This window comes from Lentimicrobium sp. L6 (assembly GCF_013166655.1).
GTDB lineage: Bacteria > Bacteroidota > Bacteroidia > Bacteroidales > UBA12170 > UBA12170.
In genome coordinates this window covers 51939-68429 of sequence record NZ_JABKCA010000011.1, presented here as the reverse complement: position 1 = coordinate 68429, position 16491 = coordinate 51939, and the positions used below count along the sequence as shown (strand labels likewise).

The 16491-nt window shown below is 36.9% G+C and carries 11 protein-coding genes; 7 read left to right on the top strand and 4 right to left on the bottom strand.

The window, feature by feature from the left end; genetic code table 11:
- Positions 1 to 71: 71 nt before the first annotated feature.
- Complete coding sequence (locus HNS38_RS04365) at positions 72 to 1352, bottom strand: dicarboxylate/amino acid:cation symporter (protein ID WP_172346039.1); 1281 nt, start codon at positions 1350 to 1352, stop codon at positions 72 to 74.
- 9 nt (positions 1353 to 1361) lie between these two features.
- Positions 1362 to 2153: a S9 family peptidase gene (locus HNS38_RS04360; protein ID WP_172281023.1), complete on the bottom strand. Its 792-nt coding sequence runs from the start codon at positions 2151 to 2153 to the stop codon at positions 1362 to 1364.
- Positions 2154 to 2467: 314 nt separating this feature from the next.
- On the opposite strand from HNS38_RS04360, the gene HNS38_RS04355 reads away from it, so the two are divergent.
- Complete coding sequence (locus HNS38_RS04355) at positions 2468 to 2659, top strand: cold-shock protein (protein WP_172281024.1); 192 nt, start codon at positions 2468 to 2470, stop codon at positions 2657 to 2659.
- Between the two features lie 313 nt (positions 2660 to 2972).
- Here the strand turns inward: HNS38_RS04355 and HNS38_RS04350 are convergent, their stop codons facing one another.
- On the bottom strand, positions 2973 to 4001 hold the full coding sequence (locus HNS38_RS04350) for a LacI family DNA-binding transcriptional regulator (protein ID WP_172281025.1): 1029 nt from the start codon (positions 3999 to 4001) through the stop codon (positions 2973 to 2975).
- Positions 4002 to 4155: 154 nt separating this feature from the next.
- On the opposite strand from HNS38_RS04350, the gene HNS38_RS04345 reads away from it, so the two are divergent.
- The 6 genes from HNS38_RS04345 (at position 4156) to HNS38_RS04320 (ending at position 15629) form a co-directional block, all read left to right on the top strand.
- Positions 4156 to 6783: a TonB-dependent siderophore receptor gene (locus HNS38_RS04345; protein WP_172346037.1), complete on the top strand. Its 2628-nt coding sequence runs from the start codon at positions 4156 to 4158 to the stop codon at positions 6781 to 6783.
- A gap of 88 nt (positions 6784 to 6871) precedes the next feature.
- A complete protein-coding gene (locus HNS38_RS04340; protein WP_172281029.1) occupies positions 6872 to 8512 on the top strand; it encodes a sodium/solute symporter in 1641 nt (546 codons plus the stop codon).
- Between the two features lie 15 nt (positions 8513 to 8527).
- The gene (locus HNS38_RS04335) at positions 8528 to 9859 is read left to right on the top strand and encodes a glycosyltransferase family 4 protein (protein ID WP_172346036.1); all 1332 of its coding nucleotides are present in this window, start codon (positions 8528 to 8530) and stop codon (positions 9857 to 9859) included.
- Positions 9860 to 9861: 2 nt separating this feature from the next.
- Positions 9862 to 11523 carry an alpha-amylase family glycosyl hydrolase gene (locus tag HNS38_RS04330; protein WP_172346035.1) on the top strand — a complete coding sequence of 554 codons (1662 nt, stop codon included), beginning with the start codon at positions 9862 to 9864 and terminating at the stop codon, positions 11521 to 11523.
- A gap of 24 nt (positions 11524 to 11547) precedes the next feature.
- Positions 11548 to 14379 (top strand): glycosyl hydrolase-related protein, encoded by a 2832-nt coding sequence (locus tag HNS38_RS04325; protein ID WP_172346033.1) that lies wholly within the window; start codon positions 11548 to 11550, stop codon positions 14377 to 14379.
- 125 nt (positions 14380 to 14504) lie between these two features.
- Positions 14505 to 15629: a glycerate kinase gene (locus HNS38_RS04320; RefSeq protein ID WP_172346031.1), complete on the top strand. Its 1125-nt coding sequence runs from the start codon at positions 14505 to 14507 to the stop codon at positions 15627 to 15629.
- 47 nt (positions 15630 to 15676) lie between these two features.
- Here HNS38_RS04320 and HNS38_RS04315 read toward each other — a convergent pair whose 3' ends face one another.
- Positions 15677 to 16375 (bottom strand): 4'-phosphopantetheinyl transferase superfamily protein, encoded by a 699-nt coding sequence (locus HNS38_RS04315; RefSeq protein ID WP_172281039.1) that lies wholly within the window; start codon positions 16373 to 16375, stop codon positions 15677 to 15679.
- Positions 16376 to 16491: the final 116 nt, after the last annotated feature.

Here is a 16491-nt window from a genome sequence, read left to right as displayed (position 1 = left end):
ATAGTTAAGAGGGTATGGATTTTCTGACATCTAACATCCGTCACCCCGCATCGGTCATCGAGCATCGAGCATCACGCCTCTATCTTCCCACTTTCAAACCTGTGAATAATGCTGGCAATGGTGGAGTCTCCTGTAACATTTACAGTGGTTCGGAGCATATCTAACGGACGGTCGACAGCAAAAATTAAAGCAATACCTTCACTGGGAACGCCAATGGCGGTAAGCACAATCACCAACATCACAATTCCAGCTCCCGGAACAGCGGCAGAGCCAATACTGGCCATGGTAGCTGTTAATACTATGGTTAATTGTTGACCAAAATCTAAGTCCATACCAAAGGCAGAAGCAATAAAAACAGCGGCTACAGCTTGGTATAAGCTGGTTCCATCCATATTGATGGTGGCACCAATGGGGAGGACAAAACTGCTCACTTGGTTAGAGATTTTTAAGTTTTTCTCGCAACATTCCATGGTCACTGGTAGCGTGGCAGCCGACGAGCTGGTGGAGAAGGCCAGAAGTTGCGCTGGAGCAATTCCTTTATAAAATTGAGAAAGTTTTACTTTGGTGAAAAACTTTACCAGAATGGGATAGAATCCGAAAATGAGAATGAGCAATCCTAAGACCACTGTCACAGCATATAGGCCAAGGGCTTTAAAGAGATCTATATCCCCTTTCATATCCACAATAATAGTTCCAAGAAGGGCAAAAACACCTATGGGTGCGAACTCCATAATGAGGTCTATCACTTTTAAAATCACCAGATTCATGCTGTTGAAAAAGTCTCTAACGGGTTTGGTTTTGTTTTCAGGCAGTATGACAATGGCAATGCCAATAAAAATGGAGAAAAAGATGATTTGTAGCATATTGCTATTATCGGCAGCAGCCCCAAAAATATTTGAAGGTACCAAATCCACCAAAAACTGCAAGGGAGATTCATCTTCTAAAACAGCAGCACTCTCTTGTTTGGCTTCCACTTGCGAGCTATACATTTGAGTGTATTTGGCTTGATCTTCTTGAGGGAAACTGGCTCCGGGATCGATAAGATTAACCAAAACCAAACCAATAGTAATAGCAACCACAGTAGTGAATATATAAAAGGTGATGGTTTTGAATCCCATACTACTGAGCTTGGATATATCTTTTAGGTTTCCAATTCCACTAATGAGTGAGAACAGGATGAGGGGCATGGCTATTAACTTCAAAAGGTTGATGAAGATGGTGCCAAATGGTTTTATATAGTCGCTAGTAAAATCTAACCAACCCGATTTGTTTGCCATCAAGCCATAGATGATTCCAATAGTCATCCCTATGAGGATTTTCCAATGTAATGCCAACTTCTTTTTCTTCGCCATAGCGCAAATTTAAATTTTTTCCATGATTTTTTGAAAATCAGGATGATTATAGTCTATGTTTTCCCCTTTTAATTCAATTAAATCATCGCCAGATTTTAGGAATTGTAAGAGACGATGACTGTTTTCTATATCTGTAAAACTAGACTCAGAGGCATGTATGAGGAGGGTTTTATTAGTAGATTTTCTCACAAACTCCCATAGGGGAATCTTAAATTGAGTGAGGTAGGAGTGGGGAAGCATCCAGAAGTATTTTCTGAGCATGAGCGCATTCCAAGAGTAATATGGGTTTTCGAGTATAACGAGTTCTGCAGGAAACTCACCTCCTATATAGGCTGCCATTCCGCTCCCAAAATCTCGTCCAGCAATAATTAAGCTACTGGAATCTGCCAAGCTATGAGCCATTTTATACCATTGCTGCGCATCTTTATACATATCCTCCTCCGATTGGTAATAAGAAGTGGATTTTCCATTCCCTCTATACTCCGGAATGAGGACATCAAACCCCATTTGATAGTAATAAATTGATTGAATATCAAAATTCTCCGATTGATAATCTCCATTTGGGAAATACAGAAGCAATCCTTTGGCTTTTTCTTGCTTGAACCATAAAGCATGTAAACTTACTTCTGGGTTAATATTGATTTCCATTTCCTGAAAATTGTTTTTAAAATCGTAAATATAGTTTTGTTCTAGTTGGTCATGATTAAAAAAGAAGGAATCTTCGTTTTGAAAAATATAACTAGTTGCAGCTATATAAAGCATTAAAACTGCAATGGCTCTGATGATAAATTTTCTACTCAATGTCGTGTTTTTTGCAAAGAAACAAAAAAAGAATGATGAAAATGAGTTCGACGCATTATATAGATAGGAGTCAATTACTTAGCTTTTTTACTCACTATTACAGTAGCAATGGGCTATTTATTGATAAAATCGATAATTTTTAGATTTTTTAGGAAATAAAAGCAGGATATCTATCTGTCAGTAATACAGTATGATAGTTCCTCTGTGCTCCAAAATAGGTTAAATAATTATTTATAATCATCAGCTTTGCCTAAAAAATTATTTGTGGTTTGAAAATAAAGTATACATTTGTGGTTCAATTTTAATATATTACAATGAAAAAAGGAACAGTAAAATTTTTTAATGGATCTAAAGGTTTTGGATTTATTATTGATGACGAGACAAAAAAAGAATTCTTTGTACACGCTACAGGATTAATCGACGAGATTCGTGAAAACGACGAAGTTGAGTTCGAACTTAAAGAAGGAAAAAAAGGACTTAATGCAGTGGATGTTAAAGTAATTTAAGATATATTGTAATTTCTTTTAAGTACCAAAGGGTCGTTTTTCTAGGAAAACGGCCTTTTTGCTTTTTAAGAGAAAAAAATAACAGGAACAACGAAGCTAGAAAATGGAAGAGTTTGAATATCTAAATATGGTTGAAGACTTTTGGGTTAATATTTGTTTGGTTAGAAAACACATATCTCTATATCATTCAGCTCAAATACTAATTTTTTTCTAGCTTTTAATCTTGAATAAGAAGACAGTGACAATAAGAATGAATATGGAGTTCTATAGCCCCAGATTTTAGATCTCTCAACCTCTGAGATTTTGTATCCTTTTAGCCTTTCTTCATAGTAGACTTTCTCACCACCAATCGAGTTTTCATAATTAAATGTTCTTCAGAAATATCAATTTTATCATCAATATTCGAGAGAACCATTTTTATACTTCTAATACCGATTTTTCTACCTGGTTGATGTATGGATGAAAGTGAAGGTGAACTCACCTGTGCAAGATCAGAATTGCTAAAGCCAAGAACTCCAACGTCCTCAGGGACTCTAATTCCCATTTTCTTTAATCCTCTAATGACTCCTAAAGCTACATTATCACTCACACAGAAAATGGCATCAGGTCTATTGTCCATTTCCATGAGTTGTTTTGCTAATTTTTCTCCTTCATTTTGGTTGAACTTTTTGCAAGTGAGTAGCCAGTTCTTATGAAATTCCATATGATGAGCTTTCAAAGTATCTAAGTAAGCATCAACCCTTACCGTAGCAATAGTAGAGGAGCTTAAGCCTCTTAAATGCGCAATCTTTTTATAACCTTGGTCTATTAAATGAACAATACCTTCTTTTGTTCCTATATCATCGTTGGACGAGATAAGTGGTGTTTTGAGTTTCTTGAAATGGATTAGACGGTCTATGATAACAAAGGGAATATCTGTTCTTATGAGTTTTTCGAGTTTGGCTTTTTGAGAGCCTAGCTTTCTACTGGGAAGTATTAATATGGCATCCACATCAAGTTCGTAAAACTCTTGAATTAATTCCATTTCCTTTTCAGGATTATAATTACTCTCCGCAATAATCATTTTATATCCAGCTTTGGTAGCTTGGCTTAACATACCGCTTAATATTTGAGCCAAGTAATAATGGGTGAGCCGAGGGAAAATAACTCCAAACCTATAAGACTTTTTAAATTTAAGAGAAAGCGCGGTGGTATTGGGTTTGTAGTTATAAAGTGCAGCTGCTTCCTTCACCCTATTCTTCATGTTGTCACTGATCTCAGGATGGTCATGTAAAGCCCTTGAAACAGTAGCTATTGTTGTATTTAGCGATTTTGCTAGGTCTTTCAGTGTTACGCGCTTCATGTGTAGTTTATTGATTATCTCAGAATTATACGCAAATTTAACAAATTTTAAATTAATTGTCAACCGTAAACGTTTACGTAAAATTTGCTTATTGTGTGGTGTTAATTTATATTATTTCTTTGTTAACAATTAGATCATCAAAACACAAAATATTATGAAGAAATTTACTTTTTTATTCATGTTTCTTAACCTAGTTTTTGCATTAAATATATATGCACAGACTACTGTTACAGGAACAGTGACAGATGAAGATGGATTATCTATTCCTTCAGTATCTGTAATTGTTAAAAACACATTGAACGGAACCATTTCTGATATGGATGGTAATTTTAGCCTGAACGTGGAGAAGTTCCCCGTTACTTTAGTGGCCAGTTTCGTTGGTTACGAATCTGTTGAAGTCGATGTCACTTCTACGGTGCCTGTTAAGGTTATTTTAGCAAGTGGAGTTGGGCTTGAGGAGGTCACCATTACAGGTTCAATGACTGTCCGTACAGAAAATGAAGCAGCCATGTCTATGACATCCATGAAAGCAAAAGAAATTCAAATGAAGGCAGCCAGCGGACAAGCTGACATCCTTCGTTCGATTCCTGGAATTACCGCTGAAGGTGGAGGAGGTGAAGTAGCAACTAATGTATTTGTTCGTGGATTACCTTCTGGTGGACAATATGTATTTAATCCATTACAGTATGATGGAATGCCTACAATTAGTACTTTCGGATTGAACTCATCTGCACATGATGTTTATGTAAGAAACGATTTTGGTATTCGTATGTTAGACTTCCCTCGTGGTGGTGCTGCTATTCTTTATGGCGCAGGTTCTGTTGCTGGTTTAATCAACTATATTTCTAAAACAGGAACAGAAACTCCTGAAAACATTATTCAATTTGAAGCTGCCGATCAAGGTCGCATGAAAGCTGATTTCTATAGTGGTGGAAAATTAGGTGGTGAAGGTTCTAAAACTTATTACGCTCTTAGTGGATTCTATCGTTATGATGAAGGTCCTATCAAAACGGGTCTTCCAACACAAGGTTTTCAATTAAGAGGTAATGTTAAACAATTATTCGACCATGGTTCTTTAGTTTTATCTGGTCAATATATTGATGATAGAGTACAATTTTTCTTGCCCCTTCCATTAGATGGAGATAGTAGAGAATTTGCTACAGGTAACGATGGTGAAGAAGTGAATACTATCCAAACGGTGCATGCCAGCAATATTTCTTATCAAACTCCTAATGGAGTTTATCATACTCCAATAAAAGATGGTGTTTCTACCAAAGGTGGTTATTTTATGGCCGATTATAAACAAGAATTTTCTAGCGGTTTACGTTTAAACACTAAACTTCGTTATGCTCGCTATCAGCACCAGTTTAACCTATTCTTAGCGGGTTCTGGAAATCCTCAATCTTTAACTGATTTTGTAACAGCTATAGACCCTGAAGCTACAAATATTGTAGGAACAAATACAGGCACTACTAGAACAATGCCTAATTCTGACAAAGTTTTAGTGAATACTTTATTAGATCGTAATCGTCCGATGACTGATTTAGCTGGTGAAATGAACTTGACTCAAAAATGGGTTACTGGTGAATTAGAACACCACGTTACTTTAGGAGGTTTCTTCTCTCGCAGTGAAGCGGAAGACCAAAATATTCAATCAAGATATGTAAGTGAATTTAATTCTATTCCACAGTTGGTGGACATTACTTATACCTCAGGTGGAAACGATATGGTATTGAGCCAGAATGGTGTTTTTAATCCAGGTGCGGCATATGCTAATAACTTCATTACTGCCAATAAAATGGCCGGTTATTTAACGGACGAAATGCAAATTGGTCGTTGGAGAATTGACGTAGGTTTACGTGTAGAGAAAATTAGTGCTGATGTAACTAGAGAAGGTAATACAACTTACCAAATGAGCGAAGATGAGTCTCTTTCCTCTGAATTGCAGACTGTAAGTTGGGGAAATAATGCCTATTTAACTGGTAATGGTCAAGATACAGACTGGGCTGGCGTTTTAGCAGCTAACTATCAGTTAAATGAAAATGTAAATCTTTATGGTAACTTAACTAAGGGTTATTTCTTCCCTCAACCTCGTGGAATTCAGGTTTCATCTGACGGAACTGTCGGTTCTTACGAAACAGAGAAGATTTATCAAGGTGAAATTGGTGCTAAATATGCCAATAAGAAAATAAAAGCTACCATCGCTGGTTATTATGTTGATTTAAATGACAGAAGAGATGTGAGATTAATTGATGATCCAAATAACCCTGGAACAATTATAGAAGATGTAAGCACTAAGAGTACACGTAGTATAGGTGTTGAAGCTACTTGGGATTATGAATTCGTGAAGTATTTACACTTCAGTGGTAGTTTAACTTATCAAAACCACGAGTATGACGAGCATAAATCTACTCCAGAGTATGTTGGAAATAAATTAGCAAGACAACCTAACTTCTTATCAAATCTAGCTTTAGATTATTTTGGTGAAAAATTTGATGCTGGAGTTTCCATGAGCCACACAGGTAAAAAATTCACAGATGATAGTAATAATGTAGAATTAGATGCCATTAATATATTCAGACTTGACGCTGGTTACACCATGCGTTTAGGTGATAACGGAGAAACTTTGCGCCTTGGTGCAGCTGTATTTAACCTAACAGATTCTAAAGGACTTACAGAAGGTAATCCACGTGATTTATCACAATCAAATAGTGGTGTTTATTTTGTTGGTCGTCCAATATTGCCAAGAAGATTGTTCATTAGAGCAACATTTACATTCTAAGTTTATGATTTGTTTGAGCCGGAGGATTGTTCACCTCCGGTTCTTTTTTTAACTTTCAGAACATTATAAATCACAAAAACTACAGCAGATGAATTGGCTAGACTATGTTATCATACTAGTGTATTTTGCAGGATTCCTAGGAATGGGTTATTTCTTTAAGGAGAATAAAAACTCCACTGATTATTTTTTAGGAGGGAAAAGCTTGGGCTGGTTGCCTTTGAGCTTGTCAACTATGGCTACTCAATTGTCTGCCATTAGCTTTGTTTCTGCACCCGCCTTTGTGGCTTTAAAAGCTGGAGGAGGAATGAAATGGTTAACCTTTGAGTTTTCCGTTCCATTGGCCATGTTCTTTTTAATGGTCGTACTTGTTCCGCCTTTGTTCCGTTCTGGTGTAGTGAGTATTTATGAGTTTGTGGAGCGTAGATTTGATGCTTCAACTCGAATGATTTTAAGTGTAGTTTTTCAGATATCTAGAGCTTTAAGTACTGGAGTTATGGTCTATACCATTGCCATCATACTACAAGCAGTATTGGATATCGATTTCATTTATACCATTCCGCTCATTAGTATTGTTACCATTATTTATTCATGGCAAGGGGGTATGAAAGCTGTGGTTTGGGGCGACGCCATCCAAATGGTGATTCTTTTCGGAGGACTAGTCATTGCCTTAGTTTATGGTTACTTCCTAATGGCAGATAGTGGTGGATCTTTATCAAGTGTAGATCCTGAAAGGTTACAAGTTATCAATAATAACTTCGGTTTTGGAGATGGTGAATATGGTATTTGGCCCATGATTATTGGAGGATTCTTTCTCTATGCCTCTTATTATGGTACCGACCAAACTCAAGCCCAAAGACTTTTATCTGCTAAAGATGAAAAAACAATTCGTCAGCTATTATTTGCAAATGGAGTACTAAGATTCCCAGTGGTTTTAATTTATTGTAGTTTAGGATTGGTACTTGGCGGTTTTATTTTAGTGGCACCAGAATTTGTGGATCAATTAGCTGTAGTTACACAAAGATATTTCCCAGCAGAGTATGCGTCTTCTGGAATTAAACCTGACTTAATGGTTCCTGTTTTTATCGTTAATTATTTACCTCATGGTTTAATAGGTATTTTAATGGTGGGGATTTTATCAGCAGCCATGTCTTCTTTAAGTTCTACCGTAAACTCTTTATCAGCAGTTACCGTGGAAGATTTCTTTAACAGAGGGAAAAAGAAACTTTCTGGAGTGAAATATATGATGGTTTCAAAAGGTGCTGTAGTCTTCTGGGGAGCGGTTTGTATTGCCAGTGCTTTTTTATTAGGAGGAAGTGAGAGCTCAGTAATTGAAATTATAAATGCTATTGGTTCTGTATTTTATGGACCTGTTTTAGCCACCTTCTTATTGGCTATTTATTCCAAGAAAGTGAATAAGTATGGAATGAATGCAGGTATTATTCTTTCCGTACTGATTAATCTGGTTTTTTCTAAAACCATGCAGCAAATTTTCGGTTTCGATCCAGGAATCGATATCTTTTGGATTTGGTTGAATTTTACCGGATTTGCTATGTGTGTGATTATAGCTTATGTAGTAAGTTATATCAGGAAAGACCCCAATAACAAAACCTCACAAGTTAATTATAAAATTAGAAAAGAAGATTTTTTCTCCAAAGAAGGAATCATGCTTATCGTATTCTTTATGGTGATTTTCGTCTTTAGTTTATTCGTACCGCAAATATTTGGATAATAATTATTAGAGCTCATGAAAATAGCCTTATGTCATTTTAGAGTCGGTGAAACCGATGGTGTTTCCTTGGAGATGGACAAGTGGAAAAAAGCACTTGAACAGCTTGGGCATGAAGTCATTTTTATTGCCGGAAGCGATAAAAGGGGAGAGGCAGAGATTATTCCTGAGCTGCATTATCAATATGCTATTAATAACAAAATAGTGCAGCAAGCTTATGGCCAAACAGAGTATCCTTGGTCAGAAGAAAAACTTAGGGGCAGAATACTCATGGTGGCTGAACTCATTGAACAAGCTTTGCTAGAAATTATTCGATGCCGTGCCATAGATGTGTTGATACCTAATAATATTCTTTCCTTGGGTTGGGGATTGCCTGCGGGAATTGGTTTTGTCAATGCCATAAAGAAGTCTAAAGTGAAAGCCATATGTCATCACCACGATTTTTACTGGGAGAGAGATTTATATGCCCATCCTAATCATAAAATGATTGAAGACATGCTGAAGGATTATTTTCCTCCTGTGCATCCACGCATTGAGCATGTTTGTATCAATAGCATTGCGCAAGGCGAGTTAAAATCTAGACATGGAGTAGAAGCCGATGTAGTTCCCAATGTTTTCGATTTTGATCATGACTTGATGAAGGTGGATGATTATAACCGAGAGATGAGGAGGGAATTTGGAATTCAGAATTCCGATATTGTTTTGCTTCAAGCCACACGAGTGGTGGAGCGAAAAGCCATTGAAATAGCCATAGATTATGCAGCAGCTCTGGAGAAAAAACGAGACCTACTCGTCAACCAGAAAGGCTATAATGGGGAATCATTTACGGAGAAAAGTCATATATACTTAGTCCTAGCTGGTCAGTCAGAATCCCCAGAATATTTAAAGAAATTGAAGCTTTATGCTTTGGAAAAAGGCGTCAAGATAAAAGACATCAGTTCAAATGTTGAACCCGAGAGAAGTGAAAATACTGAGGAGAAGAAATTCTCCTTATGGGATGTTTATACCATGGCCGATTTGGTGACTTATCCAAGTATTTTGGAGGGTTGGGGAAACCAGTTTTTAGAAGCTTTGGTGGCCAAATTGCCTGTGGCTGTTTATAAATATCCCGTTTATCAATCAGATATCGAAAAGTATCAGTTCAATGTGCTTTCATTTGGGCATCAACATCAATCCGATAATAATTGGGTGCGTGTTGATGAAGAGAAAATAGAAAAAGCCGCAGATGAATCTATTAAATACCTTTTGGATGCTGATTATAGAACAAAACAAGTAGAAGAAAATTATAATACAGCAAAACGCGAACTGTCCATCGATGGTTTACAAAAGATGCTAGCAAAAATATTTTGAGGATGGATATCATAAAGCAACATATCGAATTTTTATATCCGGAGCAATTAAATGAAACACTGTCGGCTATAGCAAAGTTAGTTGAGGAGTATAGTGACTTAATTGAAAAGAAGGACTTTCTACTGAGTAAGGAAGATGTGATTTTGATTGCCTATGCCGACAGTTTTATTCAGGGTGATGAGCCCAATTTGACAAGTCTCAAGAAGGTATGTTCTACACATTTAAAATCCATGATCAATACCATCCATATTCTTCCTTTTTATCCATTTACTTCCGATGATGGTTTTTCGGTGGTAGATTATAAAGAGGTCAATCCCGAATTTGGTACTTGGAAGGAAGTTTTGGAGCTCAATCAAGAATTTCAGTTGATGTTTGATGCGGTGATTAACCACATTTCTAAATCATCTGATTGGTTCCAAGGATTTTTAAGCGGAGATAAAAACTATGACCAGTTTTTTATTGAAGCCAATCCCAAGCATCCTGATTTACATCGAGTGACTCGTCCACGAACTTTACCACTCTTACATCCTTTTTTAAAACAAGGGCAAGAAAAATATATTTGGACTACTTTTTCTGAAGATCAGATAGATTTAAATTATGAGAATCCTCAGGTTTTTTTGAGAGTCTTGGAAGTGTTGTTGTTTTATATTTCAAAGGGAGCAAAATTTATTCGTCTAGATGCCATTGCTTTTATGTGGAAAAAGCTTGGGACTACCTGTATACATTTAGATGAAACCCATGAAATCATTATTGCTTACCGCAAGATTATTGAACAAATAGCACCACAAGTAGTTTTAATCACAGAAACCAATGTTCCTCATCCCGAGAATATCTCCTATTTTGGAGATGGCTTGAATGAAGCACACATGATTTATAATTTCAGTTTGCCTCCATTATTGGCATATAGCCTACATGCAAGGGAAGTTGACACCTTAAGCAATTGGGCACAGTCTTTAAAATTGCCTTCTGATAAAACTTGCTTCTTCAACTTTACGGCTAGCCACGATGGTATTGGAGTTCGTCCTTTGCAAGGGATAGTTAGTGATGAGCAAATTTCCATGTTGGCCAATAAAGCAGAATGTCATGGTGGTTTTGTTTCCTATAAATCCAATCCCGATGGCAGTAAAACACCCTATGAGCTCAATTGTAATTATATGGATTTGCTCAGTTCACCAGAAGAAAGTATAGCCTATCGTGCCAAACGATTTATGCTCACTCAAGCAGTGATGTTGAGTTTTAATGGCGTGCCTGGTGTCTACTATCATTCTGTTTTTGGTTCGGAGAATGATGTGGAGGTAGTGAAGGCTTCGGGCATAAATAGAAGAATCAACAGAGCTAAAATTCAAGTTGATGATTTGAATAGGGAGCTTGAAGATAAGTCAAGTCTAAGATATAGAGTCTATTCAGAATATAAGAAATTACTGGAATTGCGTCAACAAGAAGATGCATTCCATCCTTTTAGTCAAGCTCTTTTTTCCAATGAAGATGCTTTGTTTATTATCGAAAGGAAAAGCGAATCGGAAAGTGTTTATTGTCTATTTAATTTTTCCGATAAAGCCATTAATATAGAATCCCATATTAGCAATAAAGTCAATATAACATATTGGAAACCTGTAGAAACACAACTGAAGCCTTATGCTTATTTGTGGTTGAAATCAGTCTAAATTCAAGAATAAAAACAAGAGAAGATGAAAAAGAAAACTGCTCATATTATATCTCATACCCATTGGGATCGCGAATGGTATCTCAATAGTAAATATACCAACGAATGGTTGATTCCATTTTTTAATAATCTATTTAGGATGTTTGAGAAAGAGCCAGATTATATCTTTGTGCTCGATGGTCAAATGGCTATGGTAGAAGATTATTTTGAGGAGTTGGACAAGCATAAGTATAATGTAAACGAGTACAAGCGTCAGATTAGAAAATATGTGAAGCAGAATCGTTTATTCATAGGTCCTTATTATTTACAACCCGATTGGCAACTGCTCAGCGAGGAGTCTTTGGTAAGAAATTTCACCTATGGAATTCAAGCGGCTAAAGAATTAGGTGGCGCCATGAATGTGGGTTGGATGCTTGATAATTTCGGTCAGATTTCACAAACTACCCAGCTTCATAATCAGTTTAACTTGGAAGGCTTATTTGTTTGGCGTGGTGTAGAAATGGAGCCAACTGATGTACAATCAGAGTTTATGTGGAAATCACCCGATGGAACAGTGCTTCCATCCATGTATTTATTAGATAGTTATAGAAATGTGATGCGATTAGCAGAGCATAATGACATTATGAAAGATCGAGTTTACGATGAAGTAAACAAGCTCAGCCCTTTTGCCACCACCAATCAAATTTTATTGATGAATGGTTACGATCAGGAGATGATTCCTGATGATATCCAGCCCTATATCAGTAATGGGAAAATGGATACCGAGGAGTTTGAAATCATCCAATCGAATCCGGTGAAATATATCCGTGATGTGATGGAGGAGAAACCCGATTTGAAAACCTTAGAAGGCGCTTTATATAGTGGAAGGTTTATTTCTGTTTTTCCAGGCGTGATGTCGGCACGTATGTATTTAAAACTGCAAAACGATGAACAGCAAAAGGCACTCGAAAAACGCGTAGAACCTTTGTCAACTTTAGTATGGGCATTGGGAGGCGAATATGAACAAACCCAGATAAAAGAGGCTTGGAAAACCCTCCTCAAAAATCATCCTCACGATAGCATTTGTGGGGTGAGTATCGATGATGTTCATACCGATATGGAAAACCGAACCAGAGTGGTTCATATGCTTACTCAATCCTTAACAGAACAAAAACTGAAAGAGCTTTGTAGCCTTATCGATACTTCTAATTCTGCTACTGAGGATGTGAAAATTGTCTTCAATACCAGTATGCAAGAGCGCTCCGAGAATGTGGATTTCGAAGATGCTTCTTATTATGTGAAAGATATTCCAGCTATGGGATATAAACTAATAGAGGAGTCTGATGAAAACGAAGATAAGCTTATAGTTGGGGGTTTAGATATTAGTAATAAACATATTAAAGTATGTTTCAACAGTAATGGTAGTTTTACCATTCTTCACAAGAGTAGTGGGAAGTTATTTGAGAATTTAGGTATCATAGAAGATAGAGCGGATACTGGTGATGAGTATAATTATTCTTATCCCGATGTAGATAAAATTATTACTTCGGAACATGTAGAAGCACAAATAGAAATTGTAGAGCAAAGCGATTCAAAAGTTATCATTCGTACTCAATATGATTTGGAGCTACCAGAGTCTGATGCTGAAAACCATACTTGCAGAAGCGAAAAATTGAGGAAGCTTCCTTTGATAAATTATTATACCATTGAGTCGGATTCAGGAATTGTAAAATGTAAAACTCACCTGAGAAATACCGTAAAGGACCACCTGATGCGTGTGATTTTCCCAAGTGGTGTTGATACGGATATCGCTTATGCTGGAAGCCCATTCGATGTGGTGAAGCGTCCCATTCATATTGAAGATTATGATGAGTCTTCTATTCCTGAGGATGTAAAAAAAGTGATTATTGGAGCTAGAGAAGCCAAACCCAATACTATTTTCTTGAATCGTGAATTTGTAGATTTAAATGATGGTGTGGATGGTTTGTCGGTTTTTTCAAAAGGATTGCCAGAATATCAGGTGATAAACGATGACCAAATTGCGCTTACTTTATTCCGCTCAGTAGGATGGATAGCCAAAGAAATCAATTCTAGAATTGGCGATGCAGGGCCAGAGATTTTTACTCCAGATGCCCAGTGTCTGCGTGAAATGCAATTTGAATATGCCGTTTATCCCCACGAAGGAAATATAGAGAAAGCTGAAGTTTGTCAAAAATCGAATATTTATAATTCCGATCTCATTAGCTGTACAACCGATAAACATCAAGGTGAGATAAAAACAAATAAGTCCTACTTTTCGGCTAGTGATTCATTAAATACCATGAAAGTTACGGCTATAAAGAGAAGCGAGGATGGTAAATCCATCATTATTAGAGGATATAATTCAGCAGAGCAAAGTACAAAAGTATCGGTGAATAGTGCTTTCAAGATAAACAAAGCCAGTCTAAGCAATCTTTTAGAAGAAGCACAAGAAGAATTGAAGCTGGACAAGTCAGCGGTATCCTTTGACTTGGCCTCTAAAAAGATTTTCAGCTTGAGATTGGATATTGATCGAGAAGACTTAGAAATGAGTAAAGATTGTGAGCTCATTGTTGACCAAAATAAAAACAGAGAATCTTTCGAAGATTATGAATATGCCGCTTATGTAACAGAGGAAGATATTCAATCGGAAATAGAAAGAGCGGACGCATTGAAAGATAGAGCCCATCATCCCATGTGGCGTAGAACAGCATTGGAAGCGCAATTATCGGCTATTCTAGCTCGCAATAGGTTTAATGAAGTGAAGACTACTGAATTGGGTTATGGACTAAACGAAGCTAGAGTTCAACGTAGAGTTTACGATTATATTAAGCAGTTTAAAAACCCCGATGCAGAATAAATTTGAAACATTTTTTTTTCATGAACTGGTTTCGTAAACAGGATTGGTTCAATAATTGATTTGATTAATAACACCCCCATGGCACCGTGAAGTATTTTTACGGTGCCGTTTTAAAGAATTGACAAATGTATAAAATCATAATCGCACCCGATAAGTTTAAAGGCGCTCTCAGTGGATTACAGTTTTGTGATATTGTGGAGGAGGCCCTTAAAAAACATTTGGACTCCGTAGAAATAAAGAAGCTTCCTTTAGCCGATGGTGGCGACGGAACGGTGGAGGTATTGGAGTATTATATGGGAGGTGAACGAGTGGAAGTAGAAGTACATGATCCGCTAGCAAGAATGATTAAAGCATCCTATTTATATTCACCAAAAAAGAGAATGGCTTTCATAGAAATGGCTGATGCTTCAGGTATTCGTCTATTAAAAAATGAAGAACTGAACCCATTAAAAACCTCAACTTTTGGAACGGGTGAACTCATTAAGCATGCCATTGAAAAAGGTGCCCTGCATATCATTTTAGGAATTGGAGGAAGTGCTACTAATGATGCAGGTATGGGGATGGCCCGTGCCCTAGGCTATCGATTTTATGATTTGAATCATGAAGAATTATTGGGGAAAGGAGAAGATTTAAACCGATTGATGCATATTGATACCACATCTGTTTTTTCCGAACTCAAAGACATTAAATTCCATGTAGCTTGTGATGTGGATAATCCATTATTTGGTGAAAATGGTGCAGCTCATATTTACGCTCCTCAAAAAGGAGCCCATGCACCAATGGTAGCCACCTTAGATGGAGGATTGCAAAATTTCAGTAACATTATTAATAATCAGTTCAACTTTGATTTACAGAATATTGCAGGTTCTGGAGCGGCGGGAGGCCTTGGAGCTGGAACAGTTTTGTTTTTAGATGCTGAATTAAAATCAGGCATAGCTTTAATTAAAGAAATAGCCCATTTCGATGAGCAGATTAAAGGAGCCGATTGGATGATATCGGGCGAGGGGAGGCTCGATGAGCAAACCTTCTCTGGAAAAGTCATCAAAGGAGTGATGGACTCAAAGACCAATCAAAAATTAGCTGTTTTCTGTGGTTTCAGTGAGCTCGATGAGCAAGACTTAGCGAAATATGGAGTAGATTATTTGGCTGAAGTAAAGGCTTATGCTAAAAATATCGACGATTCCATTAAAAACTCATCCAACTATCTCGCACGGGTCGCTGAAGAATTTGCTCTGAAACTAAAGGCTTAGTAGCCCATATTGTGTCTTTGGGGCTTCGTGGCAATAAAACCTTTTTTTCAAGCAGATGATGTAAAAAGCTTTCGAGCGAGTTCTATTTCAAAAGGGCTTTGGTTTTGTATCTGGGGATATTTAGAGCAAATACTCAAAAAAGCATCACCATTCCATTCTTGAGAATGAAAAAACCAATCCGATCCATATTTGCTTTTGGACAAATAGTAACCTTCCTCATTTTTAGCAAATGAAAATGAACTTAATGACATGGTTAAGCCATCACCAATGGCTTTCATATAGCTTTCTTTTAAGGTCCAAAGTTGATAGAAATATTTGATTTGTTCTTCTTCGGTACCGGCCGCATTCATGTCTATAATTTCTGAAGGAGTGAAGAATCGTTCTGCAATATTCCTTCGATCTTTTTTTATCAATTCCACATCAATGCCAACAGGTTTGTCACTAAAGGCCACCACCACATAATTCCCACTATGACTGATATTGAAATATTCTCCATCTACATTTTTTAGCAGGGGCTTTTGATGCTCGGTATACTCAAAGTCAATTTCCTTTGGATTTTGGTTAAGCTTTTGACTGTAGAACTTTCTCACCATTAAATCACCCATCAAACTCCTTTGTTTGTCAGCAGGAAATCTAAAGGTATCTACTTTTTGCTGAACAGAAATAGGTAGTTGGGAGCATATTTCTGGGTAGAATCTATTAAATTCACCCTCCTCTAATAGTTGAAATGTGTATAAGCTAAGCATGAGGCAAATGTAGGGAAGAAATGCCAATAATCTATCTGGCTACGCAGCTATACAGATGTATGAATGAAGATTTCAAATATTGTGGCTTTGTAGAGATTTTTTTTCCTTTTCTTAGC